This is a genomic window from Klebsiella sp. TF21-TM (genome assembly GCF_019753495.1).
GTDB classification, from domain to species: domain Bacteria; phylum Pseudomonadota; class Gammaproteobacteria; order Enterobacterales; family Enterobacteriaceae; genus Klebsiella; species Klebsiella quasipneumoniae.
This window is the reverse complement of the sequence record NZ_JAIJYL010000030.1, coordinates 1-23,664: the sequence shown is the minus strand read 5'-3', so window position 1 is coordinate 23,664 and position 23,664 is coordinate 1. Positions and strand designations below refer to the sequence as shown.

General features: G+C 57.2%; 18 protein-coding genes and 1 tRNA gene. 13 read left to right on the top strand and 6 right to left on the bottom strand.

Annotation, left to right across the window (positions count from 1 at the left end):
• The first annotated feature begins 186 nt into the window (after positions 1-186).
• The 3 genes from zorA2 to zorE are packed head-to-tail and all read left to right on the top strand — an operon-like array spanning position 187 to position 3,648.
• Entirely contained in the window at positions 187-1,839 is a 1,653-nt protein-coding gene (gene zorA2 / locus K5R89_RS22430; protein ID WP_017694609.1) for a type II Zorya anti-phage system protein ZorA2, read from the top strand.
• 6 nt (positions 1,840-1,845) lie between these two features.
• A complete protein-coding gene (zorB2, locus tag K5R89_RS22425; RefSeq protein ID WP_023343022.1) occupies positions 1,846-2,553 on the top strand; it encodes a type II Zorya anti-phage system protein ZorB2 in 708 nt (235 codons plus the stop codon).
• A gap of 3 nt (positions 2,554-2,556) precedes the next feature.
• Positions 2,557-3,648, top strand: coding sequence for a type II Zorya anti-phage system protein ZorE (gene zorE / locus K5R89_RS22420; protein ID WP_017694611.1), 1,092 nt, complete (start codon positions 2,557-2,559; stop codon positions 3,646-3,648).
• 88 nt (positions 3,649-3,736) lie between these two features.
• Here the strand turns inward: zorE and K5R89_RS22415 are convergent, their stop codons facing one another.
• The gene (locus K5R89_RS22415; RefSeq protein WP_087827322.1) at positions 3,737-5,011 is read right to left on the bottom strand and encodes an integrase arm-type DNA-binding domain-containing protein; all 1,275 of its coding nucleotides are present in this window, start codon (positions 5,009-5,011) and stop codon (positions 3,737-3,739) included.
• 197 nt (positions 5,012-5,208) lie between these two features.
• Positions 5,209-5,293: transfer RNA gene (locus K5R89_RS22410), tRNA-Leu, on the bottom strand.
• A gap of 594 nt (positions 5,294-5,887) precedes the next feature.
• Between K5R89_RS22410 and K5R89_RS22405 the strand changes: the two genes are divergently transcribed.
• From K5R89_RS22405 to K5R89_RS22370, 8 genes are all read left to right on the top strand, one after another.
• The gene (locus tag K5R89_RS22405) at positions 5,888-6,568 is read left to right on the top strand and encodes a carbonic anhydrase (protein WP_182962301.1); all 681 of its coding nucleotides are present in this window, start codon (positions 5,888-5,890) and stop codon (positions 6,566-6,568) included.
• On the top strand, positions 6,565-8,034 hold the full coding sequence (locus K5R89_RS22400; RefSeq protein WP_171878917.1) for a SulP family inorganic anion transporter: 1,470 nt from the start codon (positions 6,565-6,567) through the stop codon (positions 8,032-8,034). Before K5R89_RS22405 ends, K5R89_RS22400 begins: the two co-directional genes overlap by 4 nt.
• A 111-nt stretch (positions 8,035-8,145) precedes the next feature.
• Positions 8,146-9,165, top strand: coding sequence for an NAD(P)-dependent alcohol dehydrogenase (locus K5R89_RS22395; RefSeq protein WP_004178400.1), 1,020 nt, complete (start codon positions 8,146-8,148; stop codon positions 9,163-9,165).
• A 130-nt stretch (positions 9,166-9,295) separates the two neighbouring features.
• Positions 9,296-10,180, top strand: a complete 885-nt coding sequence (locus tag K5R89_RS22390; RefSeq protein ID WP_004146807.1) for a carbohydrate ABC transporter permease — start codon at positions 9,296-9,298, stop codon at positions 10,178-10,180.
• Positions 10,170-11,057 carry a carbohydrate ABC transporter permease gene (locus K5R89_RS22385; RefSeq protein ID WP_217220401.1) on the top strand — a complete coding sequence of 296 codons (888 nt, stop codon included), beginning with the start codon at positions 10,170-10,172 and terminating at the stop codon, positions 11,055-11,057. Before K5R89_RS22390 ends, K5R89_RS22385 begins: the two co-directional genes overlap by 11 nt.
• Positions 11,058-11,067: 10 nt before the next feature.
• Positions 11,068-11,892 carry a phosphodiesterase gene (locus K5R89_RS22380; protein ID WP_023291782.1) on the top strand — a complete coding sequence of 275 codons (825 nt, stop codon included), beginning with the start codon at positions 11,068-11,070 and terminating at the stop codon, positions 11,890-11,892.
• 5 nt (positions 11,893-11,897) lie between these two features.
• Positions 11,898-12,971 (top strand): ABC transporter ATP-binding protein, encoded by a 1,074-nt coding sequence (locus K5R89_RS22375; protein ID WP_217259433.1) that lies wholly within the window; start codon positions 11,898-11,900, stop codon positions 12,969-12,971.
• On the top strand, positions 12,964-14,274 hold the full coding sequence (locus tag K5R89_RS22370; RefSeq protein WP_080820645.1) for an ABC transporter substrate-binding protein: 1,311 nt from the start codon (positions 12,964-12,966) through the stop codon (positions 14,272-14,274). Before K5R89_RS22375 ends, K5R89_RS22370 begins: the two co-directional genes overlap by 8 nt.
• Positions 14,275-14,439: 165 nt before the next feature.
• On the opposite strand, the gene iolE is transcribed toward K5R89_RS22370, so the two are convergent.
• Genes iolE through iolD form a run of 4 tightly spaced genes read right to left on the bottom strand, consistent with a single transcriptional unit; the run spans position 14,440 to position 19,289 of the window.
• Positions 14,440-15,339 carry a myo-inosose-2 dehydratase gene (gene iolE, locus K5R89_RS22365; RefSeq protein ID WP_004192343.1) on the bottom strand — a complete coding sequence of 300 codons (900 nt, stop codon included), beginning with the start codon at positions 15,337-15,339 and terminating at the stop codon, positions 14,440-14,442.
• Between the two features lie 23 nt (positions 15,340-15,362).
• The gene (locus K5R89_RS22360) at positions 15,363-16,247 is read right to left on the bottom strand and encodes a sugar phosphate isomerase/epimerase family protein (RefSeq protein ID WP_004152193.1); all 885 of its coding nucleotides are present in this window, start codon (positions 16,245-16,247) and stop codon (positions 15,363-15,365) included.
• A gap of 41 nt (positions 16,248-16,288) precedes the next feature.
• Positions 16,289-17,302, bottom strand: a complete 1,014-nt coding sequence (locus K5R89_RS22355) for a Gfo/Idh/MocA family protein (protein ID WP_004152192.1) — start codon at positions 17,300-17,302, stop codon at positions 16,289-16,291.
• 46 nt (positions 17,303-17,348) lie between these two features.
• Positions 17,349-19,289: a 3D-(3,5/4)-trihydroxycyclohexane-1,2-dione acylhydrolase (decyclizing) gene (gene iolD, locus K5R89_RS22350; protein ID WP_023291779.1), complete on the bottom strand. Its 1,941-nt coding sequence runs from the start codon at positions 19,287-19,289 to the stop codon at positions 17,349-17,351.
• Between the two features lie 505 nt (positions 19,290-19,794).
• Here iolD and iolC point away from each other — a divergent pair.
• Positions 19,795-21,708, top strand: a complete 1,914-nt coding sequence (iolC, locus tag K5R89_RS22345) for a 5-dehydro-2-deoxygluconokinase (RefSeq protein ID WP_023291778.1) — start codon at positions 19,795-19,797, stop codon at positions 21,706-21,708.
• A 151-nt stretch (positions 21,709-21,859) separates the two neighbouring features.
• The gene (locus tag K5R89_RS22340; protein WP_004206536.1) at positions 21,860-22,717 is read left to right on the top strand and encodes a MurR/RpiR family transcriptional regulator; all 858 of its coding nucleotides are present in this window, start codon (positions 21,860-21,862) and stop codon (positions 22,715-22,717) included.
• Positions 22,718-23,664: the final 947 nt, after the last annotated feature.

Below are 23,664 nucleotides of genomic sequence, written 5' to 3'. Positions count from 1 at the left end.
CAGATTACTATGATTGCAGGAAAGCTCAACGCCTGAGACCAACAAAATATGATAGAAATCATGTATATTTTGGCGAAAGTTGATACAATCAACGAAGATTCACTGGTTTAAAGGCCACATATTTTACAAGGTGTACATACAATTTTTACACCAGCATTACTAACTGTGATTATTACAGGAATAACAATGTTAGCTCAGCTTTTTGAACATTTGTTTCAATCAATTGATTCCACACTCGTCACAAACATTTTTATTTGGGCTGTTATCTTTGTATTTTGTGCTGCTTGGTGGTGTGATCATAAAAATATTCATAACAAATTCCGAGAGTATGCTCCAACATTAATGGGAGCATTAGGCATACTGGGTACTTTTATCGGTATCATTATTGGATTGCTTAATTTTAATACTGAAAGCATTGATACCAGCATCCCAGTATTATTAGGAGGTCTTAAGACAGCATTCATTACCAGTATTGTTGGAATGTTTTTCGCAATTTTGTTTAATGGATTAGATGCTTTCTTTTTTGCCAATAAACGTCGCCTATTGGAGGCGAATACTCCAGCGTCGGTTACTCCTGAGCATATCCATCAAGAATTAAAAGAACAAAATAAACATTTAGTGAAGTTAATCTCTGGCATGAGTGGTAGCGAAGAGGGTTCCATTGTTGCCCAAATAAAACTACTGCGTAATGAAATCAGTGATGCCTCCCGGGCACAAATATCTAACCATTCTAATTTCAGTAATAAGCTCTGGGAACAATTACAGCAATTTGCAGACCTGATGGCAAAAGGAGCAACCGAACAAATTATCGATGCCCTTAGGCAAGTTATTATTGATTTCAACAATAATTTAACTGAACAATTCGGTGAGAATTTCAAAGCACTTGATACTTCTGTAAAAAAACTTGTCGACTGGCAGGAAAACTATAAAAACCAAGTTGAGCAGATGGGTGAGCAATACCAACAAAGTGTTGAATCTTTAGTCGAAACCAGAAAAGCTGTCGCAGGGATCTGGGAAGAATGCAAAGAGATTCCTCTTGCGATGGCTGAGCTTCGTGACGTGCTGCAAGTGAATCAGCACCAAATTGGTGAACTCTCCCGTCATCTGGAAACCTTTGTCGCCATACGCGATAAGGCAACTGATGTTTTACCTGAAATTCAAACAAAAATGTCTGAAGTGGGTGAACTCTTAAAATTAGGTGCCGCGAATGTCAGCGCGTCTCTTGAACAAACCAGTCAGCAGATACTTATCAATGCTGATTCGATGCGAGTTGCCCTTGATGAAGGCACTGAAGGTTTCAGACAGTCAGTGACTCAGACACAGCAAGCTTTTGCATCAATGGCGCATGATGTCAGCAATTCCTCTGAAACTCTTACCAGCACGCTAGGAGACACTATTACGGAGATGAAACAAAGTGGTGATGAGTTCCTGAAATCTCTGGAAACACACTCAAGAGAATTGCATCGAAATATGGAACAAAACACTACTAATGTTATTGATATGTTCAGTAAGACAGGTGAGAAATTTAATCAACAATTATCCAGCAATGCCGATAACATGTTTGGTTCAATGCAATCTTCGTTTGATAAAGCAAGCGCGGGACTGACATCTCAGGTGAAAGAGTCAATTGAGAAATTTGGTAGTTCAATTAACGAGCAGTTACATGCTTTTGAGCAAGCAACAGAGCGCGAAATGAATCGTGAGATGCAATCACTAGGGAATGCTCTGCTCTCAATCAGCAAAGGTTTTGTCGGTAACTACGAGCGACTACTCAAAGAGTATCAAGCTGTCATGGGACAACTGCAAACATTAATTTCTGCTAATCAAAAACGAGGATAATTGCTAATGGATAAAATCCTTGGCAAGCAGGCCCCTAAAAAAGATCAAGATAATGAACATTGGGTTTCAATGTCAGATTTAATGGCAGGTCTGATGATGGTATTTATGTTTATTTCTATCGCCTACATGCACTATGTGCGTATTGAAAAAGAAAAAATTAAAGAAGTGGCTGTCGCCTATGAAAATGCTCAACTTCAACTCTATAATGCACTAGAAACTGAGTTTACAAAGGATTTGCCAGCTTGGGATGCTGAAATTGACAAACAAACTCTTGAGGTCCGTTTTAAATCACCCGATGTCTTATTTGGTTTAGGTAGCACAGAGCTTAAGCCAAAATTTAAACAGATCCTTGATAATTTCTTCCCTCGCTACCTTAAAGTTCTTGATAACTACCAGGAACATATTACTGAAGTACGTATTGAGGGACATACAAGTACTGACTGGACTGGAGCATCCAATTCTGACATGGCCTATTTTAATAACATGGAGCTCTCGCAAGGGCGAACACGAGCAGTACTGCAGTATGTCTATGGTTTAAAAGAAAGCGCAGCACATCAGAAGTGGGTAAAAAGTAAATTTGCTGCCGTTGGATATTCTTCCGCACACCCTATTCTTGATAAATCTGGTAAAGAAGATCCCAATCGCTCTCGCCGAGTAACATTTAAAGTTGTAACAAATGCCGAGTTGCAGATTAGAAAAATAATTCAGGAGTAAGAGATGAAATTATCTATCGACATTTCTGAACTTATTCAGTTAGGAAGAAAAATGTTGCCGGAAGGCGTTGATTTTTTCCTTGACGAAACGCCTGTAGTTTTTGATCCAATTGATATCGAACTTTCTGCAGGTAAAGAAGTTAGAATTGAAGATCTTGATCCCGGCAGTGGTCTTATTTCCTACCAAGGGAGACAGGTTCTTTTGTATATTAGAGACCATACCGGACGTTATGATGCGGCTATTGAAGATGGAGAGAAAGGGAAGCGATTTCATATTGCCTGGTGTAGAACATTAGATGACATGCGCCAAAAAAATCGATTTGAACGGTATCATGCAACAAATCGTGTTGATGGCTTATTTGAAATTGATGATGGGCTCGGTCGGAGCCAAGATGTCGCTCTTAAAGTTTGTATGAACTGCCTAGAACGCCTTAATTACAAAGGAAGTATAGATAAACAACAGAAAAGAGTAATATTTAAATCATTTTCTTTGAATGAATTTTTTTCAGATTATAGTACCTGCTTTCGCCATATGCCTAAAGGAATCTATGATAAATCAAATAGCGGCTATGTAGAAAATTGGAAGGATATATCCAGAACTACTCGAGAACAAGCTAACTACAAATGTAGTGATTGTGGTGTGAATTTAATGTCCATGAAAAGTCTATGCGATGTTCACCACAAAAATGGTATTAAATATGATAACTCAGCTGAAAATCTACTCGTCTTGTGTAAAGATTGCCATCGAAAGCAACCTTTGCACGAAGGAATATTTGTCACTCAGGCTGACATGGCAATCATTCAACGCTTACGTTCCCAACAAGGGCTTTTGAAGGCTGAATCCTGGAAGGATATTTACGATCTGACAGATCCATCGATTCATGGTGATATAAACATTATGCAACACAAAGGATACCCGCCACCAGTTCCGGGATTAGACTTACAAAACGCGGAGCATGAAATTATTGCTACCGTAGAAGCTGCCTGGCCGGTTTCAAAAATTGCAGTAAATTTAACACCGGTAAAAGTCGATGGTTGGAAAGTATTCTCCGTGGGAGAACTCGTTAAAGAAATACAATCTGGGGTTATTTTCTAATTATACAACCCAAGTCTGAACAAACAGCAGTTGATTATTAATACTAATCTCTGTAAATTTTGACTTGGGTTCTCTTAATAATTCATATTTATCTATCGTCAAAAGACTGTTTGTAAATCTTAGAATAATCAAATGGTGAAGTCTGCTTCTCCCGATTCGCATCCAGAAAATCAGCCCACCACTGCAACATTAGCCTCCTCTCCCCCAGATGCTCCGCCTTATGTATATAAGCCGCCCGAACAGAGTTGCGTTCCTGATGGCTCATCTGCCGCTCCACAGCATCCCTCGACCACAATCCTGATTCAATAAGTGAACTACACGCCATCGTCCTGAAACCATGTCCGCATACTTCCGTTTTCGTGTCATAACCCATCACTCTCAGCGCCTTATTCACCGTGTTTTCACTCATCGGCTTACGCGGATCGTGATCGCCAACGAAGATCAGCTCACGGTGTCCACTCATGCTTTTGATCTTTTCCAAAATAGCCAGAGCCTGCCGCGACAAAGGAACAAGATGAGGAGTCCGCATCTTTGAACCACGCTGAGAATGTTTAACTCCTTCCAGCAGTTCGCGCTCACCTGGAATCGTCCACATGGCCGTTTCAAAATCGACTTCTGACCAGCGGGCAAAACGCAGCTCGCTTGAACGGATGAAAACCAACAAAGTGAGTTCAACCGCCAGTCGGGTTAACGGTCTACCAGAATAGTGATCAATGCGATGAAGTAATTCCGGAATACGGTTAAGTTCCAGAGCAGCACGGTGCTGTCTTTTTGCCGTAGCAACCGCACCGGCAATCTCTTGCGCGGGGTTGTAGTCGATTAAGCCGCTCTGAACGGCAAAGCGCATAATCGCGGTAGTTCGCTGCTGTAAACGGGCGGCGACTTCAAGACGCCCGGATGACTCGACTGCTTTGATGGGTATAAGCAGATCACGTGTCTTCAGGTCAGCAATGTTCCGCTTGCCGATAGCAGCAAAGAGGTTATCTTTCAGGCTTTTCAATACACGAGCACTATGAGACTCAGACCATTTTTGATTGCTGGCATGCCAGTCTCTGGCGACCACTTCAAACGTTATCGCCTCTTGCTCCTGCTCTACCTTAACGGCTTTCTTGTTCTCACTGGGATCGACGCCATTAGCTAACAGCCTACGGGCTTCATCCCGGCGTGCCCGGGCATCCGCCAATGACACTTCAGGATATTTCCCCAACGCCAGCATCTTCTCTTTACCGCCAAAGCGATAACGTAGCCGCCAGTATTTGGAGCCGTTAGGGTGAACCAGCAAAACCATGCCTTCACCGTCAGTCAGTTTATAGGCTTTTGCTTCATGCTTAGCCGAACGAACCTTCACATCACTCAGAGCCATGATGAGTATCCTTTCAAGGGTTCTGTGTGGGTACAAACATTATCGAACCGGGATATACCCGCAGTTGTATCCGCATCAGTAAGTTGATGTAGATTGAATCAGGTTGACTTAGGTTGAGTGAAAAAGCGAGGATAGCCTTGCGGATACTGGATTTCAGGCACAAAAAAGACGTCCGTTGACGTCTATTGATGTTCCGATGGTGCCGAAGGCCGGACTCGAACCGGCACGTATTTCTACGGTTGATTTTGAATCAACTGCGTCTACCGATTTCGCCACTTCGGCACTGAAGGGGATGCGGAAACGTTCTGGATTATACCTGTCGGCGGCGGCCATGCAAGCGACAGCGTGTCGTCATTGCGCTAAGTGTTGAAAAAAACAGCGCTATCCTGCGCGGCGTCACCTTTTGCCGCCGTTCCATAGCGCGACGGCCACCAGCCACCCTCCTCTCACCCTCCCGCAAACCCAACCCCACCAGCCAGCCGTTCCCCCTTCCCGCTCAATAACCCCCCAACCCCACTCAAACTTATCTCAAATTTTTCTCACCTCACTCTCACCCGCATCCCCATCACAATCCCTCTCTCCCCAAACAAATCCCCAACATCCACTCCCCAACTATTCTCCCAACCCCTCCCACCATCATTCCCATATATTCCAGAAAGTTTTAGCCAATGCCTTTTTGTTATTCATCCGTTCCGCAGCCAAATATTAATTTCATCAATATTTTTATAACTTTACATTAATGAAAAGTTTTCTTTTTGCCGTTTATTCCAGGATTTTCCTCAGGCGTGAAGGGTTCCGGTAAACACTATTTTTACTAGTCGCTGTACGAGTCTTGATGGACATATTCACTCGATGAATTAACTCAGGAGAATACTTGTGACGACGTTAAAACCTTTGCTGGCCCGCAACCGCAGCTGGGCGCTGCAGAAGTGTCAGCATGACCCGGACTATTTCGAAAAATGGGTCGACGGGCAGCGGCCCCACTCGCTGTGGATCGGCTGCTCAGACAGCCGCGTTCCCGCCGAGGTGCTCACCGGCAGCCAGCCCGGCGAGCTCTTTGTCCACCGCAATATCGCCAATATGCTCGACCCCGCCGACGACAACGTCATGAGCGTCCTGCAGTATGCCCTCCACTACCTTGAGGTGGAGCGGGTGGTGCTCTGCGGCCACTACGGCTGCGGCGGCGTGCAGGCGGCGCTCTCTCTGCCCACCCTGCCGCTGGCGCAGGAATCCTCGGCGCTGGCTCGCCGCATCGGCCAGCTGCGCCACACCCTGCATCACGAAATTGCGCAGATCGCCGATGGAGGTGGTGTTGCGGCCTCCCCCGGTGTTGGCGCCAGCGCCAGCACCGATGCGGAGCGCTCTCGCCATGCGCTGGACGCCCTGGTGGAAGCCAACGTTCGCGCCCAGTTCGCCCGTCTGCTGGAGAGTGAACCGGTGCAGACGGTGCTCGCCAGCGGGCGGCCGCTCAGCCTGCACGGCTGCGTCTACGATCTGGCTTCCGGCCATTTAACCACCCTCGTCGAACACCTCTCACCGCAGGAGCACGCCCCATGAACACACTTCGTCAGGACTCTCTCGCCGGCATCGTCGTCTTCCTTGTCGCCCTGCCGCTGTGCCTTGGCATCGCCCAGGCCAGCGGCTTACCGCCCTTCGTTGGCCTGCTGACCGGCATCATCGGCGGCCTGGTCGTCACCGCCCTCAGCCCCTCCCGCTTCGCCGTCAGCGGCCCCGCCGCCGGACTGGTCACCATCGTCGTCGCCGCCATTGAATCCCTGGGTTCCTTCTCCGTCTTCCTGATGGCGCTGGTGCTGGCCGGCGTGCTGCAGCTGCTGTTCGGCATTCTGCGGGCCGGGCGTTTTATCTCGCTGGTTCCCGCCAGCGTCATCAAAGGCATGCTGGCAGCGATCGGCATCCTGCTGATTATGCAGCAGATCCCCGTCGCGCTCGGTACGGCGGAAGAGACCGGGCTTGCCGATGTGGTTCAGGGCAATGCCGCTTTCTCCGTCACTGCGATTGCCGTCGCCGCGGGCGGCCTGCTGGTGCTCTGGCTCTGGGGCTCGCCGCTTATCCGCCGGGTGAAGAGCCTGCGCTGGATCCCCGGGCCGCTGATCGCCGTCCTGCTCGGCTGCGTGACCACCCTGCTGCTGACCCATTTTGCGCCGCAACAGCTGGCCGCCCTGCCGCGGATTACCCTGCCGGCGTTCGGCAGCCTCGGCGACCTGCTGGGCGAGCTGGAATCTCCGGCGTGGAGCGCGTGGCGCAATCCGTCGGTGTGGATGGTGGCGGTGACCCTGGCGCTGGTCGCCAGCCTCGAAACCCTGCTCAGCCAGGAGGCGCTGAAAAAGCTGCGCCCGCAAAATCCGCCCCCTTCGCCGAACCGCGAAATGGTCGCCCAGGGCGTCGGCAACCTGCTCTCCGGCGTGCTGGGGGCGATGCCGATCACCGCGGTGATCGTCCGCAGCTCGGTGAACGTCAGCAACGGCGCGCAGAGCAAACTGTCGATCTTTATCCACGGCGTGCTGCTGTTGATCTGCGGCCTGTGGTTCAGCGGCATGCTGACCCTGATCCCGCTCGCCAGCCTCGCCGCCGTGCTGCTCTATACCGGCTATAAGCTGGCGACGCCGCGGCTGTTCATCGAGCAGTTCCGCCAGGGGGCGGCGCAGTACGTCCCGTTCCTCGCCACCATCGGCGGGATTATCGCCTTCGGCATGCTGGCGGGGATCGGGATTGGTCTTGCCACCCAGATGGCGTTCAGCCTCTGGCGCAGCCATCGCCACTCGCTGCAGCTGGCGCGCTACGATGACCACTACGTGCTGCGCATCCAGCAGAATCTGACCTTTATGCACAATCCGCATCTGCTGGCCCTGCTGGCGAAAATCCCGGAAAAGAGCGTGGTGATCGTCGAGCACGACAGCGTCGGCTATCTCGACCCGGACGTGCAGGCGGTGCTGGATGATTTTGCCGAGAACGCCCCGCAGCGCGGCATCCGCCTTAATCAGTGGCCGCTGGCCAGCCGCTGACCTTAACGGGCGGCTGGTCCGCCCGCTTCGCTACCCCTCCGATTGCCAAGCGCCGGGGAATACCATGCTCTACACTTTCTGGGTTATCACGCCAACCCCAAGGAAATAAACATGAGCATCATTAAAAGCTACGCCGCCAAAGAAGCGGGCGCCGATCTGTCGCTGTGGGAATACGATGCCGGCGAGCTGCAGCCGGAAGATGTCGAAGTTGAGGTGGAATACTGCGGGATCTGCCATTCGGATCTGTCGATGATTGACAACGAATGGGGGATGTCGAGCTACCCGCTGGTGGCCGGTCACGAGGTGATTGGCCGGGTGGCGGCGCTGGGCAGCGCGGCGCAGGATAAAGGGCTGAAGATTGGCCAGAAGGTCGGCATCGGCTGGACGGCGCGCAGCTGCGGCCATTGCGACGCCTGCATCAGCGGCAACCAGATCAACTGCCTGGAAGGCTCGGTGCCGACCATTCTCAACCGCGGCGGCTTCGCCAATAAGCTGCGCGCCGACTGGCAGTGGGTGATCCCCCTGCCGGAGAGCATCGATCTGGCGTCCGCTGGCCCGATGCTGTGCGGCGGCATCACCGTCTTTAAACCGCTGCTGACCCACCACGTCACCGCCACCAGCCGCGTCGGGGTGATCGGCATCGGCGGCCTCGGCCATATCGCCATTAAGCTGCTGCGGGCGATGGGCGCGGAAGTGACCGCCTTCAGCTCCAACCCGGCCAAAGAGCAGGAAGTGCTGGCGATGGGCGCCGATCGCGTGGTCAACAGCCGCGACCCTGAAGCCTTAAAAGCGCTGGCCGGCCAGTTCGACCTGATTATCAACACCGTCGCCGTCGACCTCGACTGGCAGCCGTACTTTGAAGCGCTGGCGTACGGCGGCAACTTCCACACCGTCGGCGCGGTAATGAAGCCGTTCCCGGTGCCGGCCTTTACCCTTATCGGCGGCGACCGCAGCATCTCCGGCTCGGCGACCGGTAACCCGTCCGAACTGCGCACGCTGATGAAGTTTGCCGGCCGCAGCAAAGTGGCCCCAACCACCGAGCTGTTCCCGATGTCGCAGATTAACGAAGCGCTGAAGCACGTTCGCGAAGGCAAAGCCCGCTACCGCGCGGTGCTGAAAGCCGACTTCTGATGGTTCTCTCCCGCCGGGCGGCCCGCTCGCCCGGCGTTTTTCCCGTCGCTTCATCAAACCGTCATCTCCCCGCCATGCCTCTGTAGTCATTGCTTACCACAATCCGGGCTTCGATAAATGGCTGAACGAGATGCGCGTCACCATGAGAAAGACCTGGCTTCCCTGGCTGATCCTGTCGCCTTCCTTGCTGTTTTTACTGCTGTTTACCTGGTTCCCACTGGGGCGTTCGGTGTATGACAGCCTGTTTGATACCCGCATGGCCAGCGACGGCGCGCAGTACGTCGGGCTGGATAATTTCGCCCGCCTGTTTGCCGATAACGTCTTCTGGCAGTCGCTGGGCAATAACCTGCTCTATATCCTGCTGACGGTGGTGCCCGGGGTGACCCTCGCCCTGCTGCTGGCAGTCGCCCTGAGCGAGAACCATCGCGTCAACCGCTGGCTGCGCACCGCCTTCTTCTTCCCGATGATCATCCCGATGGTCAGCGCCGCCGCGCTGTGGCTGTTTATCTTTATGCCCGGCCTCGGCCTGCTCGACCACTATCTGGCGAAACTGTTCGGGCCGATGAACAACAACTGGCTGGGGCGCAGCAACAGCGCGCTGCTGGCCCTGGCGCTAATCGGCGTGTGGAAGTTCGCCGGCTACTACATGCTGTTTTTCCTCGCCGGGCTGCAGAGCATTCCGGCCTCGACGCGGGAAGCGGCGCTGATGGAGGGGGCTACCCGCACGCAGGTCTTTTTTAAAGTCACGCTACCGCTGCTGCGCCCGACCCTGAGCTTTGTGATCACCACCGCGCTGATCTACTCCATCACCCAGATCGACCACGTGGCGGTGATGACCCGCGGCGGGCCGGACAACGCCACCACCGTGCTGCTCTATTACATCCAGAATCTCGCCTGGGATACCCACGACCTCGGCAAAGCCTCCGCCGCCACCTTCCTGACCCTGGCCGGGCTGTTCGCCTTCTCGCTGATTAACCTGAAACTGCTGGAGAAAGGAGCCCACTATGAGCGCTGAAATCTCGCCGCTGCTGGTCCGCACGCCCGCCGACGCCCGTCCGCTGTGGCTGCGCCTGCGCCGCTCGTCGCCCTTTACGCTCACAGTATTAATGTGCTGCCTGGCGCTGCTGTGGATCAGCCCGTTTATCTGGATGCTGGCCACCTCGTTCAGCGCCACCACCTTCGGGGAAGATATGGCCTCGTTGCTGCCGCGCCTGCCGCTGACCCTCGATAACTTCCGCGACGCCTGGAACAGCGCCGACTGGCTGAGCCTGTACGCCAACACCCTTATCTTCACCTTCGGCACCTTCTTCGTGCAGCTGTTGACCATCACCACCGCCGGGTACGTCTTCGCCTGCCACGAGTTTCGCGGCAAGCAGACGCTGTTTCTTCTGTTCCTGGTGCAGCTGATGATCATGCCGGTAGTGATGATGGTGCCGAACATGCTGACCCTGAAAACCTTCGGCCTGCTCAACACCCTCACCGGGGTGATGATGCCCTACTTCACCTCGGCGTTCGGCGTGTTCCTGATGCGTCAGGCGTTCCTCGCCATTCCGAAAGAGCTGGAGGAGGCGGCGCTGATGGAGGGCTGCCGCTGGTGGCAGGTGCTGTTCCGCGTGCTGCTGCCGATGTCCTGGCCGTCGGTGCTGGCCTTCGCCACCGTCAGCATTACCTACCACTGGAACGAGTACCTGTGGCCGCTGATGATGCTCAACGATCCCGATAAGCAGGTGCTGACCGTCGGGCTGGTCTCCTTCGCCATGGGCGCCGAATCCGGCGGCCAGTGGGGCACCATCGGCGCCGGCACGCTGATGGTCTGCCTGCCGCTGATGCTGGCGTTCATCCTTTTTCAGAAACAGTTCCTGCGGAGCTTCGGCTTCTCCGGGATCAAATAAGGAGTCATTCATGCTGTTAGCGCACATTTCCGATACCCATTTCCGCAGCCGCGGCGAAAAGCTGTACGGCTTTATCGACGTCAATGCCGCCAACGCCGACGTAGTCTCCCAGCTTAACGCGCTGCGCGAGCGTCCGGACGCGGTGGTGGTGAGCGGGGATATCGTCAACTGCGGCCGCCCGGCGGAGTATCAGGTGGCCCGCCAGATCCTCGGCAGCCTGAACTATCCGCTGTATCTGATCCCCGGCAACCACGACGACAAAGCCCATTTTCTGGAGCATCTTCACCCGCTGTGCCCGCAGCTGGGCAACGATGCGCAAAATATGCGCTATGCGGTGGATGACTTCGCCACCCGCCTGCTGTTTATCGACTCCAGTCGCGCTGGCACGTCAAAAGGCTGGCTGACCGACGAGACCATCGGCTGGCTGGAAGCCCAGCTGTTCGAGGGCGGCGACAAACCGGCAACGGTGTTTATGCACCACCCGCCGCTGCCGCTGGGCAATGCGCAGATGGACCCGATCGCCTGCGAAAACGGCCACCGTCTGCTGGCGCTGGTGGAGCGTTTCCCATCGCTGACGCGCATCTTCTGCGGCCACAACCACAGCCTGACCATGACCCAGTATCGCCAGGCGCTGATCTCCACTATCCCCGGCACCGTCCATCAGGTGCCGTACTGCCACGAAGACACCCGGCCCTATTACGACCTTTCTCCGGCCTCGTGTCTGATGCACCGCCAGGTCGGCGAGCAGTGGGTGAGCTACCAGCACTCTCTGGCCCACTACGCCGGGCCGTGGCTGTACGACGAAAACATCAGTTGCCCAACGGAAGAGCGCTAACCGCCATGCTCAGTCTGCAAAACATCAGTAAACGTTTCGACGGTAAGCCGGCGCTCAGCGCCCTGTCGCTGGATATTCACGAAGGCGAATTCGTGGTGCTGGTCGGCCCGTCGGGCTGCGGGAAAAGCACCCTGCTGCGCCTGCTCGCCGGCCTGGAGCCGGTCAGCGAAGGCCAAATCTGGCTGCATGATGAGAACATCACCGCCACCACGCCGCGCGAGCGCAACTTCGCGATGATCTTCCAGAACTATGCCCTGTTTCCGCATCTGTCGGTGCGCGACAACATCACCTTCGGCATGAAGGTGCGCAAGGAAGAGAAAAACAGCTGGCAGCCGCGGGTGGACAACGTGGCGCAGATGCTGCAGCTGGAGGCGCTGCTCGACCGCAAACCGGCGAAGCTCTCCGGCGGCCAGCGCCAGCGGGTGGCGATGGCCCGGGCGATCGTGCGTAATCCGCGGCTGTTCCTGATGGACGAGCCGCTCTCCAACCTCGACGCCCGTCTGCGCAGCGAAGTGCGCGACAGCATTATGGCGCTCCATCAGCAGCTGAAAACCAGCACCATCTATGTGACCCACGACCAGACCGAGGCGATGTCGATGGCCGACCGCATCGTGGTGATGAACGGCGGCCACGTGCAGCAGGTCGGGCGCCCGGAGTATCTCTACGCCAACCCGGCCAACCTGTTCGTCGCCGGATTTATCGGTTCGCCGGCGATGAACCTGCTGCCGCTGCCCTGCGCCAACGGTGAAGTACTGTTGGGAGAACAGCGCCATCCGCTGCCGCCGCGCCACCGGGATCAGACCCGCGTCTGGCTGGGCATTCGCCCGGAACATATTACCGACCGCGTGGAGGAGGGCCATCTGCGCCTGCCGGCCACCGTTCTGCAACGAGAACTGATGGGGGCCGACTACCTGCTCCACGTCAGCACCCCGATCGGCACCCTGCGCTTTAGCCGCCGCCACCGCGGCACGGTGCCGGAGAAAGGCGAGTCGCTACCGATCGGCTTTTCGCCTGCCGATGTGCATCTTTTTCATGCTGAGACCCAGCAAAATTTACTGATGGAGTGTAATCATGTTTAAACCCCTCACGCTAGTCGCGGTGGGCCTCAGCCTCGCCCTGAGCGGCGCGGCGCTGGCGAAAGAGAAAATAGACTTCATGTTCCCGGCGCCGGTGGACGGCAAGCTGACCATGGAGATGACCCGCGTCATTAAGCAATTCAACGACTCCCAGCAGGATGTGGAAGTGCGCGGCATCTTCACCGGCAACTACGACACCACCAAGATCAAAGCCGAATCGGCGCAGAAGGCCGGCCAGCCGCCGGCGCTGGTGATCATGTCCGCTAACTTCACCACCGATCTGGCGCTGAAGGATGAGATCCTGCCGATGGATGAGTTGTTTAAATATGGCGATCAAAAGGCCGGCGATTTTCTGCAAAAAGAATTCTGGCCCGCGATGCATAAGAATGCCCAGGTGATGGGCACCACCTATGCGATCCCGTTCCATAACTCGACGCCGATCCTCTACTACAACAAGACGATGTTCGATCGGGCCGGGATCAAACAGCCGCCGCAGACCTGGGCCGAGCTGCTGGCCGATGCCAAAAAGCTGACCGACGAGAGCAAAGGCCAGTGGGGGATCATGCTGCCGTCGACTAACGACGACTACGGCGGCTGGATCTTCTCGGCGCTGGTGCGCGCCAACGGCGGAAAATACTTTAACGAAGACTATCCGGGCGAGGTCTATTACAACTCGCCGACCGCCATCGGCGCTCTGCGCTTCTGGCAGGATCTGATCTACAAGGACAAGGTGATGCCGTCCGGGGTCTTGAACTCGAAGCAGATCAGCGCCGCGTTCTTCTCCGGCAAGCTCGGGATGGCGATGCTCAGCACTGGCGCGCTGGGCTTTATGCGCGAGAACAGCAAAGATTTTGAGCTTGGGGTGGCGATGCTGCCGGCCAAAGAGCAGCGCGCGGTGCCGATCGGCGGCGCCAGCCTGGTGAGCTTTAAAGGCATCAACGAGGCGCAGAAGAAAGCGGCGTATCAGTTCCTGACCTATCTGGTGAGCCCCGACGTGAACGGCGCGTGGAGCCGCTTTACCGGCTACTTCTCGCCGCGCAAGGCGTCATACGATACGCCGGAGATGAAGGCCTATCTGCAGCAGGATCCGCGGGCGGCGATCGCGCTTGAGCAGCTGAAGTACGCCCATCCGTGGTACTCCACCTGGGAGACCGTGGCGGTGCGTAAGGCGATGGAGAACCAGCTGGCGGCGGTGGTTAACGATGCCAAAGTGACGCCGGAAGCGGCGGTTCAGGCGGCGCAGAAGGAAGCCGACGCGCTGATGAAACCTTATGTGGATAAAACCGCGCTGGCGGAAGTGAAGTGACGCGTTACCCGTCATCGCCACCCTCACCCTGGCCCTCTCCCTGAGGGAAAGGGGACAGTCCGGCGCCGGGGTTAAGATCCAGTCAGGCGGTTTGCAAGCGGGAACAGGGATTGAGAAAGGAAAAAAGCAGGCCATACCCGGTATGGCCTGAAAATGTCACAACGATTAGATCCCTGCCGTTTCGCGGATATATTTGCGCGCTTTTACGGCGTATTCGAAAGGATTGGCCAGAGCAGGATCCTGCTCGGCTTCCACCACCATCCAGCCTTTATAGCCAAAGTCGTCCAGCAGCTTGAACACCGGACGGAAATCGATCACCCCGTCTCCCGGGACGGTGAAGGTGCCTTTTTTCACGCCGTCGAGGAACGACAGGCCATCGCGGCGCACCTGGTCGATCACCGGCGGACGGACGTCCTTCAGGTGAACGTGGTTGATGCGCGGCAGATACTTTTTGAGGATCGCCAGCATCGGCGCTTCGCCGCCTTCGGAGTACCAGGCGTGGCCGGTGTCGAACAGCAGGAAGACGCGCTCGTCCACCAGCGACATAAACTTGTCGATTTCCGCAGTGGTCTGGATGCCGGTGCCCATGTGGTGGTGCAGACAGACCTGCATCCCCTTCTCCGCCGCCAGGCGACCAAGGGTGTTGTAGCCTTCCGCCACCCGCTGCCACTCTTCTTCGCTGAAGCACGGCTTCGCATCGCCGAGGATCGGTTTATCAAGCCCCTGGATGCTGCCGCTCTGCTCGGAGCAGCCGATGACCTTCGCGCCCATCGCATGGAGGAAGTTCATGTGATTGACGAATTCATCAATGGTTTTTTCCCGCTGGCCGTTAGCGAAAAAGGTGCTGAACCAGGCGTTGCAGATCTGAATGCCGCGGATGTCCAGCATCGGCTTGAGAACCGCCGGATCGCGCGGATATTTGCTGCCGACTTCGCTGCCGGTAAAGCCGGCCAGCGCCATTTCGCTGACGATCTGCTGGAAAGTGTTTTCGCTGCCGAGCTCCGGCATATCATCGTTAGTCCAGCCGATCGGGGCGATAGCCAGTTTGACGTTATCTTTGTTCATAGTAGGGCTCCTGCCGCTGCGCCTTAGCGGCGCAGCAATTCACGTTCAATGAGTTCACGGGTTTCCACTGCCTGGTATTTCATTTTTTCCGGGTAGCCAAACAGCGAGGTGGCGACAATCGGCTCCCCGCCGACCTTGAAGGTCTGCTCGGCGAATTTCATTTCGCGCAGGGTGCGGAACAGCGCGTCGAAATCCACATCCCCTTCCCCGACGCCTACGTGCTGGTGCACCACGGCATCCACGCCCGGCGGGTTAACGATATAGCGGCAATGTTTCGTATGATTGCGGGTATCGGCAATCAGGACATGGGAGAGATCGCTCCCGGCATAGCGCAGCATGCTCGCCACGTCGCCGACGCCTTTGTCGTAGAAAAAGGTGTGCGGCACGCTGTAGACGTACTTCACGTTATCGCTGCGGAACGACTTCACGATATCGACGGTTTCATTGTTCTCTTCGCAGAAATCCCAGGGATGCGCCTGGATCTCCACGCGGATGCCTTCCCGCTCAAAAATCGGCAGCAGCTCTTCCATCGAGCGATAGAACATTTCATCGCAGATCTCAGGCTGATTCGGATCGCCGGAGAACTCGGTGTTGATCACCTGAACGCCCATCTCCACCGCAATTTCCACCAGCCGTTTCCAGTTTTTCACCGCCGCCTGGCGGCGCAGTTCGTCCGGGCCGGACCAGCGGTAGACGCAGATAAACGACGACAGCTCAAGACCGGTATCGCGCAGCGCCTGCTTGTACTCGGCCATGATCTCCCGGCTGGCGCGCGGGTGCTTGTAGAACGGGTTTATCTGCGGGTGCGGCGACTGTTCAATGTACTTGTAGCCCCACTCCGCTACCTGATGGACCATGCGGGTGATCCCGAGGTCCTTAATCACATCCACATCAAAGGCAATTTTCATCGTCGTTACCTGTGCAAAGAAGTTCCGTCGGCAAAGCGTGCTTAACGTTTGTAGAATGCCGGGCACTCAGGCAGCGTCACCTCAACCGGCTCGCTGGTTCCCTGCGCTTTAATGCAGGCGTCCGCCGCTACCGACGCCGCATAGCCGTCCCAGGCCGACGGGCCGTGCAGCTGACCGGCTTTGACGTCGTTGATAAAGGCCTGCAGCTCGACGTCGTAGGCTTTGATAAAGCGGTCTTTCCAGTCGGTCAGAATAGCGGTCGACAGGCTGGCGGACTTGCGCATCTGGACGGCAGACGGCTCCGGCAGACGGGCAATCCCGGTCTCGCCGACCACTTCGCACTGGATGTCATACCCGTACTGGCAGTTCACGAACACCTCGACGTCGATCAGGGTGCCTTTTTTGGTTTCAAAGGAGACGATCTGCGGATCTTTCAGGCGCGCATGGGTGTGCGAGGTGGAGCGCGGGAAGCGCACCTGCACGGAACGGTAGTCATCGTTCAGCAGCCAGCGCAGCACGTCCAGCTCGTGGATCAGGGTGTTGGTGATCGCCATATCGGTGGTGTAGTTCTCGCCAACCGACTGGTTGCGGTGGGCGCAGCGCAGCATCAGCGGCGCGCCGATATCGCCATCGTCAATCACTTTTTTCAGCGCCAGATAGCCTTCGTCGTATGGGCGCATAAAGCCAACCTGCACCAGGCGACGGCCGGCCTTCATTTCAGCATCGACGATACGGCGGCAGCCTTCCGCAGACATCGCCAGCGGTTTTTCGCAGAACACCGGCTTACCGGCGGCGATGGCGGCCAGGGTGTACTCTTCGTGGGTCGGGTCCCAGGAGGTGACCAGGATGGCATCGACATCGCTGGCGTTAATCACGTCGTGGCCGTCGGCGTAGACTTCCGCCTGCACGCCCGGCAGCGCGACCGCCGCACGGGCGTTGTCGGCATTGATATCAGACACCGCCACAACGGTTGCGCCCTGCAGAACCTGGGTGCAGCGACGGATGTGTTCTTTACCGATAGCGCCAGCGCCGATGACACCTAATTTGAGCGACATAATGGTTTTCTCCGTAAGTCTGTAGGATTCAGGGTGGATGTTCGTTTTAGTAATCACGCGCCTGGGCGCGCTTTTCATTAATCATTTGCGCAACTTTGCGGATCCGCTCTGAGAGCGCCGTCTGGGCGACCCCGACGTTCCACCAGCTGCCGTATTTGTGCACCATGGTCTTCGGCAGCACTTTAATATCAATCAGGGTGCTGACCGTTTCGCGACGGGCGGCGTCCAGCGCGTGGCGCAGTTCGTCCAGGGTGGTGACGCGCCAGGTTTTGCAGCCGTAGCCGGCGGCGATGGTGGCGAAGTCCACCGGCACCAGACCGCCCTGCAGCTGGCCGGTTTCCGGCTGGCGGTAGCGGAACTCGGTACCGAAGCTGTCCATCCCGTGCTCCATCTGCAGGTTGTTGATGCAGCCGTTGGCCATGTTGTCGAACAGCACGACGTTGATCTTCGCCCGCTCCTGCAGGGAGGTGACCAGTTCAGAGTGGAGCATCATGAACGAGCCATCGCCGACCAGGGAGTAGACTTCGCTCTGCGGCTGCGCCAGCTTCACGCCCAGCGCGGCGTTGACCTCATATCCCATGCAGGAGTAGCCGTACTCCACGTGGTAGGTGTTTTCCGCGCGGTTGCGCCAGACGCGCTGCAGATCGCCGGGCAGGCTGCCCGCCGCCGCGACGATCACCGCCTCGGCCGGCAGCGTTTCATTCAGTACCCCGAGGACGCTGCTCTGGGTCAGGGTGGAGTCGGTGATCTGGCGGAACTCGCGATATACCGATTCGCGATCGAGATGATCGTCGATCTCCGGCACAAAGGATTTCTCCTGCCACACCGCCTGGTACACGCGCTGGGTCTCTTTTAACTGACGGCTCTGCACGCTCTCGATCTGCGCGCCCCAGCCGGCCTGCCAGCCGCTGTCCGCCAGCGCCGCGTCGAGGGCGGTCATCGCCTCCCGGGCGTCCGCCAGCATGGCAATGCCGTCCAGCTTCCAGGCGTCGAAGTTGCTGACGTTAATATTCAGGAAACGCACCTCCGGGTGCTGGAAAATCCATTTCGAGGCGGTGGTAAAATCGCTGAAACGGGTGCCGACGCCGATCACCAGGTCGGCCTCTTTCGCCAGCAGGTTCGCCGCCAGACAGCCCGTCTCGCCGACGCCGCCGACGTTCAGGGGGTGAGAAGAGACCACCGTCCCCTTCCCGGCCTGGGTTTCGGCAAAAGGCACTCCGTAGCGCTCGGCGAAACGGGACAGCGCTTCGCCCGCGCCGGAGTATTTCACCCCGCCGCCGCAGACGATCAGCGGTTTACGGCTGGCTTTGATGGCCGCCACGGCGTCCGCCAGCTGCGCGGCGCTGGCCGGACGGCGATCGAGACGGTGTACGCGACGCGCAAAGAAGGATTCCGGGTAGTCCCAGGCTTCGCCCTGCACATCCTGCGGCAGGCACAGCGTCACTGCGCCGGTTTCCGCCGGGTCGGTCAGGACGCGCATGGCGTTGATGCAGGCGCTCATCAGCTGTTCCGGGCGGGTAATGCGGTCCCAGTATTTGCTGACCGCGCGGAAGGCATCATTGGTGCTGATGCTGAGATCGTAGCTCTGTTCAATTTGCTGGAGCACCGGGTCCGGCTGGCGGGTGGCGAAGACATCGCCCGGCAGCAGCAGCAGCGGAATGCGGTTGGCGCTGGCGGTGCCGGCGGCGGTGATCATGTTGGCCGCCCCCGGGCCGATGGAGGAGGTGCAGGCGATAATCTGCCGGCGCAGGGCCTGGCGGGCAAAACCGGTGGCCGCGTGGGCCATCCCCTGCTCGTTGCGCCCCTGATAGACGCGCATGTCGCCGCTATCCTGCTCCAGCGCCTGCCCCAGCCCCAGGACGTTGCCATGGCCGAAAATCGCAAAAATGCCTTTCACGAACTTCAGCTCTTCGCCATCCACTTCCAGGTACTGGTTATCGAGGAACTTCACCAGCGCCTGCGCCGTTGTCAGTCTCAGTTTGCCCATGTTGCACAATCCTTATTGTTCAGTATTTGTGTGTGGCGTCGCGCCGATGCCGCCGGGGCCGTCGTTCACGTCACTGGAATACCTGTGGATTATAAGCAAACATTTTTTTCATTAAATACAAATACAGAAGAAATATTTCATTTTGCGAGAAGGATCAAACTCTCTACCCATTTCATACGTTTCACTTACATTCCTGACACGTTTTCGGGCCCTTTTTGGCGGCGCCAGACGGCAATATCCCCTTAAAAATCATAGGTAAATGGCTATCGTTTGGCGTTTCATTTTTCTCCGGTTCGACAGAGGGGGCGATCCGCGCTAACGCGAGGCTCAGTGCGGCAGAGTGGTAGATCCCTCACACTTTTGGTTTTTTAATTTCGAACGAGTTTGCAAATGAAATATTTATTTCTCAAACTAAGGGTAACCAATAACCCTCAGGCTGTTCACGGAGTCGACGTCGGGATCCCGACCCTTCCAGGCAGCAGACACCAAAAAGGAAATCCTAGCTATGAATGCAGCAGTAAAGCGGCTCGACGTCATCTGTATAGGTCGGGTGGCCGTCGACCTCTATGCCCAGCAGATCGGTTCGCGGCTAGAAGACGTTGCCAGTTTCTCGAAATATCTGGGCGGCTCCTCCGGCAACGTGGCCTTTGGCACCGCGATTCAGGGGCTGAAATCGGCCATGCTGGCGCGCGTTGGCGATGAACACAACGGCCGTTTCCTGCGTGAAACGCTCAACCGCGCCGGGGTGGATACCGAGTATCTGATTACCGACAAATCCCGCCTGACCGCGCTGGTGATGCTGGGGATCAAGGATCAGGAGACCTTCCCTCTGATTTTCTACCGCGATAACTGCGCCGATATGGCCTTAACGCCTGACGACATCAGCGAGGAGTATATTGCCTCCTCCCGGGCGCTGGCGGTGACCGGCACCCACCTGTCGCACGCCAACACCCGCGCCGCGGTGCTGAAGGCGCTGGAGTACGCTCGCCGTCACGGCCTGCGTACCGCGCTGGATATCGATTACCGTCCGGTGCTGTGGGGGCTCACCTCGCTCGGCGATGGCGAAACCCGTTTCATTGAGTCCGGGCCGGTCACCAGCCAGCTGCAGGAAGTGCTGCATCTGTTCGATTTGGTGGTGGGAACCGAAGAAGAGTTTCATATTGCCGGGGGCAGCACCGATACCCTGACCGCGTTGAAAAATGTGCGCCATGCCACCAAAGCCACCCTCGTCTGCAAGCGCGGACCGATGGGCTGCGTGGTGCTGGAAGGCGACATCCCGGACAGCTGGGACCAGGTGCCGCTGCAGCAGGGCGTGCGCGTGGAAGTGCTCAACGTGCTGGGCGCCGGGGATGCCTTTATGTCGGGCCTGCTGCGCGGCTGGCTTAACGACGAGGGCTGGGAGCAGGCTTGCCGTTACGCCAACGCCTGCGGGGCGCTGGTGGTCTCCCGCCACGGCTGCGCGCCGGCGATGCCGACCAAAGTCGAACTCGATGACTACCTGCAGCGCGCCGAATCGGTGCCGCGCCCGGACGTCGACGAGCGCCTCAACCATCTGCACCGGGTGACCAGCCGCCGCCAGCAGTGGCCGGAGCTGTGCATTTTCGCCTTCGACCATCGCAAACAGCTAGCCGACCTGGCGCGGGAGACCGGGCGCGATGAAGCCTGCATTCCGCAGCTCAAGCTGCTGTTGTTGGCCGCGGCCGAAGCGGCGGCGCAGGAGGCGGGTCTTGACCAGCGCAGCGGTATTCTGGCCGACGGCACCTACGGCCAGCGTGCGCTGAACGCCATTACCGGCAAGGGCTGGTGGATCGGGCGCCCTATCGAACTGCCCAGCTCGCGCCCGCTGCGTCTGGAGCATGGCAACATCGGCTCGCAGCTGATCGACTGGCCGCTGGAGCATGTCGTCAAATGTCTGGTCTTCTATCACCCAGACGACCCGGCGGCGCTGCGTGAAGAGCAGGACGCTCTGCTGCTCGAGGTGTGGCAGGCCTGTAACAAATCAGGCCACGAGCTGCTGCTGGAGGTGATCCTCCCGGAAAATGGCCCGGACAAAGACGAGCGCCATTACCACACCATGCTGGAGCACTTCTATCAGCTGGGGATCAAGCCGGACTGGTGGAAGCTGCCGCCGCTCTCCAGCGCCAGCTGGCAGCAGATCACCGCGCTTATCGAACGCGAAGATCCGTGGAGCCGCGGGATCCTGATCCTCGGTCTCGATGCGCCTTCCGACAAACTGCGCGCCGGTTTCGCCGAAGCGGCCGCACACCCGATGATCAAAGGTTTCGCCGTCGGGCGCACCATCTTTGGCCAGCCGTCGCGGCGCTGGATGCAGGGCGAGCTCAGCGATGAGGCGCTGATAGAGGAAGTAAAACGCAACTACCTGACGCTTATTGGCTACTGGCGCGAAGCCCGCCGCTGATCCCCCAACGCCCGTCTCCGTCACCTTGCGGAGCGGGCGTTTTTCTGTTTCTTCGTGAAATGAATCGCGTATTTCGTCGCAATAAATGAAAAATTCGCTTCATTTGGTACACTGGAAGCCATATTCCTTCCATTTTCTCAGAGCGCACTCTATGGCCAATAACCCAACACAGCTGACCATCCTGCAGGATGAAATCAGGCGTCGCTACGATACGTTAAGCAAACGTCTGAAACAGGTCGCCCGCTATATCCTTGATAACAGCAATAGCGTGGCTTTCGATACCGTGGCCTCCATTGCGCAACAGGCGGATGTTCCCCCTTCCACGTTGATTCGTTTTGCCAACGCCTTCGGCTTCAGCGGCTTTAACGAAATGAAACAGATGTTCAAGCAGCATTTGATGGAAGAGACCGCCAACTATACCGAGCGCGCCCGTCTGTTCCGCCAGACCACCAGCGATGAGTCCAGCCCGCCGGAAACGCCGACGGAGATCCTCAATATGTTCACGATGGTGAACAACCAGGCGTTGCAGCAGCTGGCGATGCAGACCTCCAGCGATGAGCTGGAGCGCGCGGTGGCCCTGTTGGGCGAGGCGGAAAATATCTACGTCATTGGCCTGCGCCGGTCGTTCAGCGTCGCCTCCTATCTGACCTATGCGCTGCGCCACCTCGATCGCAAAGCCTTTCTGATCGACGGCCTCGGCGGCATGTTCACCGAACAGCTGAGTCTGGTCGGCCCGAAAGACGTGGTGGTGGCGGTGAGCTTCTCGCCGTACGCCCGGGAAGTGGTCGAGCTGGTGGAGTTGGGCGCGCAGCGCAAAGCGCGGCAGATCGCCATTACCGACAGCCAGGTCAGCCCGCTGGCGGCCTTCAGCGATGTCTGCTTTGTGGTGCGGGAAGCGCAGGTGGATGGCTTCCGCTCGCAGGTTGCTTCCCTGTGCCTGGCCCAGACGCTGGCGGTTTCGCTGGCGCTGAACAGCAGTCAGGAGTCCGAGGCCAAGCAGAAGGCGTGAGATAGGCCGCCTGGCGTCGGTTGCGCGGCGGCGCGGGATAAGCCTGCGGGGGGACCCCGTAGGCCGGATAAGCGTAGCGCCATCCGGCACAAGACGGGTATGGCGCCAGAGGTGTCCTGCCCGGCGGCGCTGCGCTTGCCGGGCCTGGGGTATATGCGCCTGCAGGTCGCCGTAGACACTGTTTTCGGTTTGCAACTTTCCCGGCCAGACAAAGCGTTTATCACGTGTAACTTCAGTGAAATTTGCGCTCCCGGTTAATCGTCTGCGTTATGCCTGGCATGGCGCAGGGAGCGCACAAGGGGCGGCCAGTCGCCGCCGCCCCCTGTACCCCCGGGCTCCGGCCAGCAAAATCGCCGCTGCGCGGTACCTTCGACTTATCCCTGCAGGCTTCGGGTCGGGCCGAGGCAGCGTCCGTGCAAAACACGGCCCTCAGCCCGCATCCATGCGGGCTGCCCCGGCCTTCCGGGAACGTCTCAGCGATTTTGAGGCCGTCAGCACCGGCAGTTTCAGTCGCGCAAGTGGGTAAATCAAGGACAGGTCGCACGACCCCTCCAGGCCGGGTCAGGCGCAGCCGCCACCCGGCATAAAAGCGGCTCCGTACCCGCTGTCATCGCCCGGTGGCGCTGTGCTTACCGGGCCTGGGAGGTATGAGCCTGTGAGAGGCCCCCGTAGGCCGGATAAGCGTGGCGCCATCCGGCACAAGACGGGTATGGCGCCAGAGGTGTCCTGCCCGGCGACGCTGCGCTTGTCGGGCCTGGGGTATATGCGCCTGCGGGTCGCCGTAGACACTGTTTTCGGTTTGCAACTTTCCCGGCCAGGCAACGCGTTTATCACGTGTAACTTCAGTGAAATTTGCGCTCCCGGTTAATTTTCTGCGTTATGCCTGGCATGGCGCAGGGAGCGCACAGGGGGCGGCCAGTCGCCGCCGCCCCCTGTACCCCCGGGCT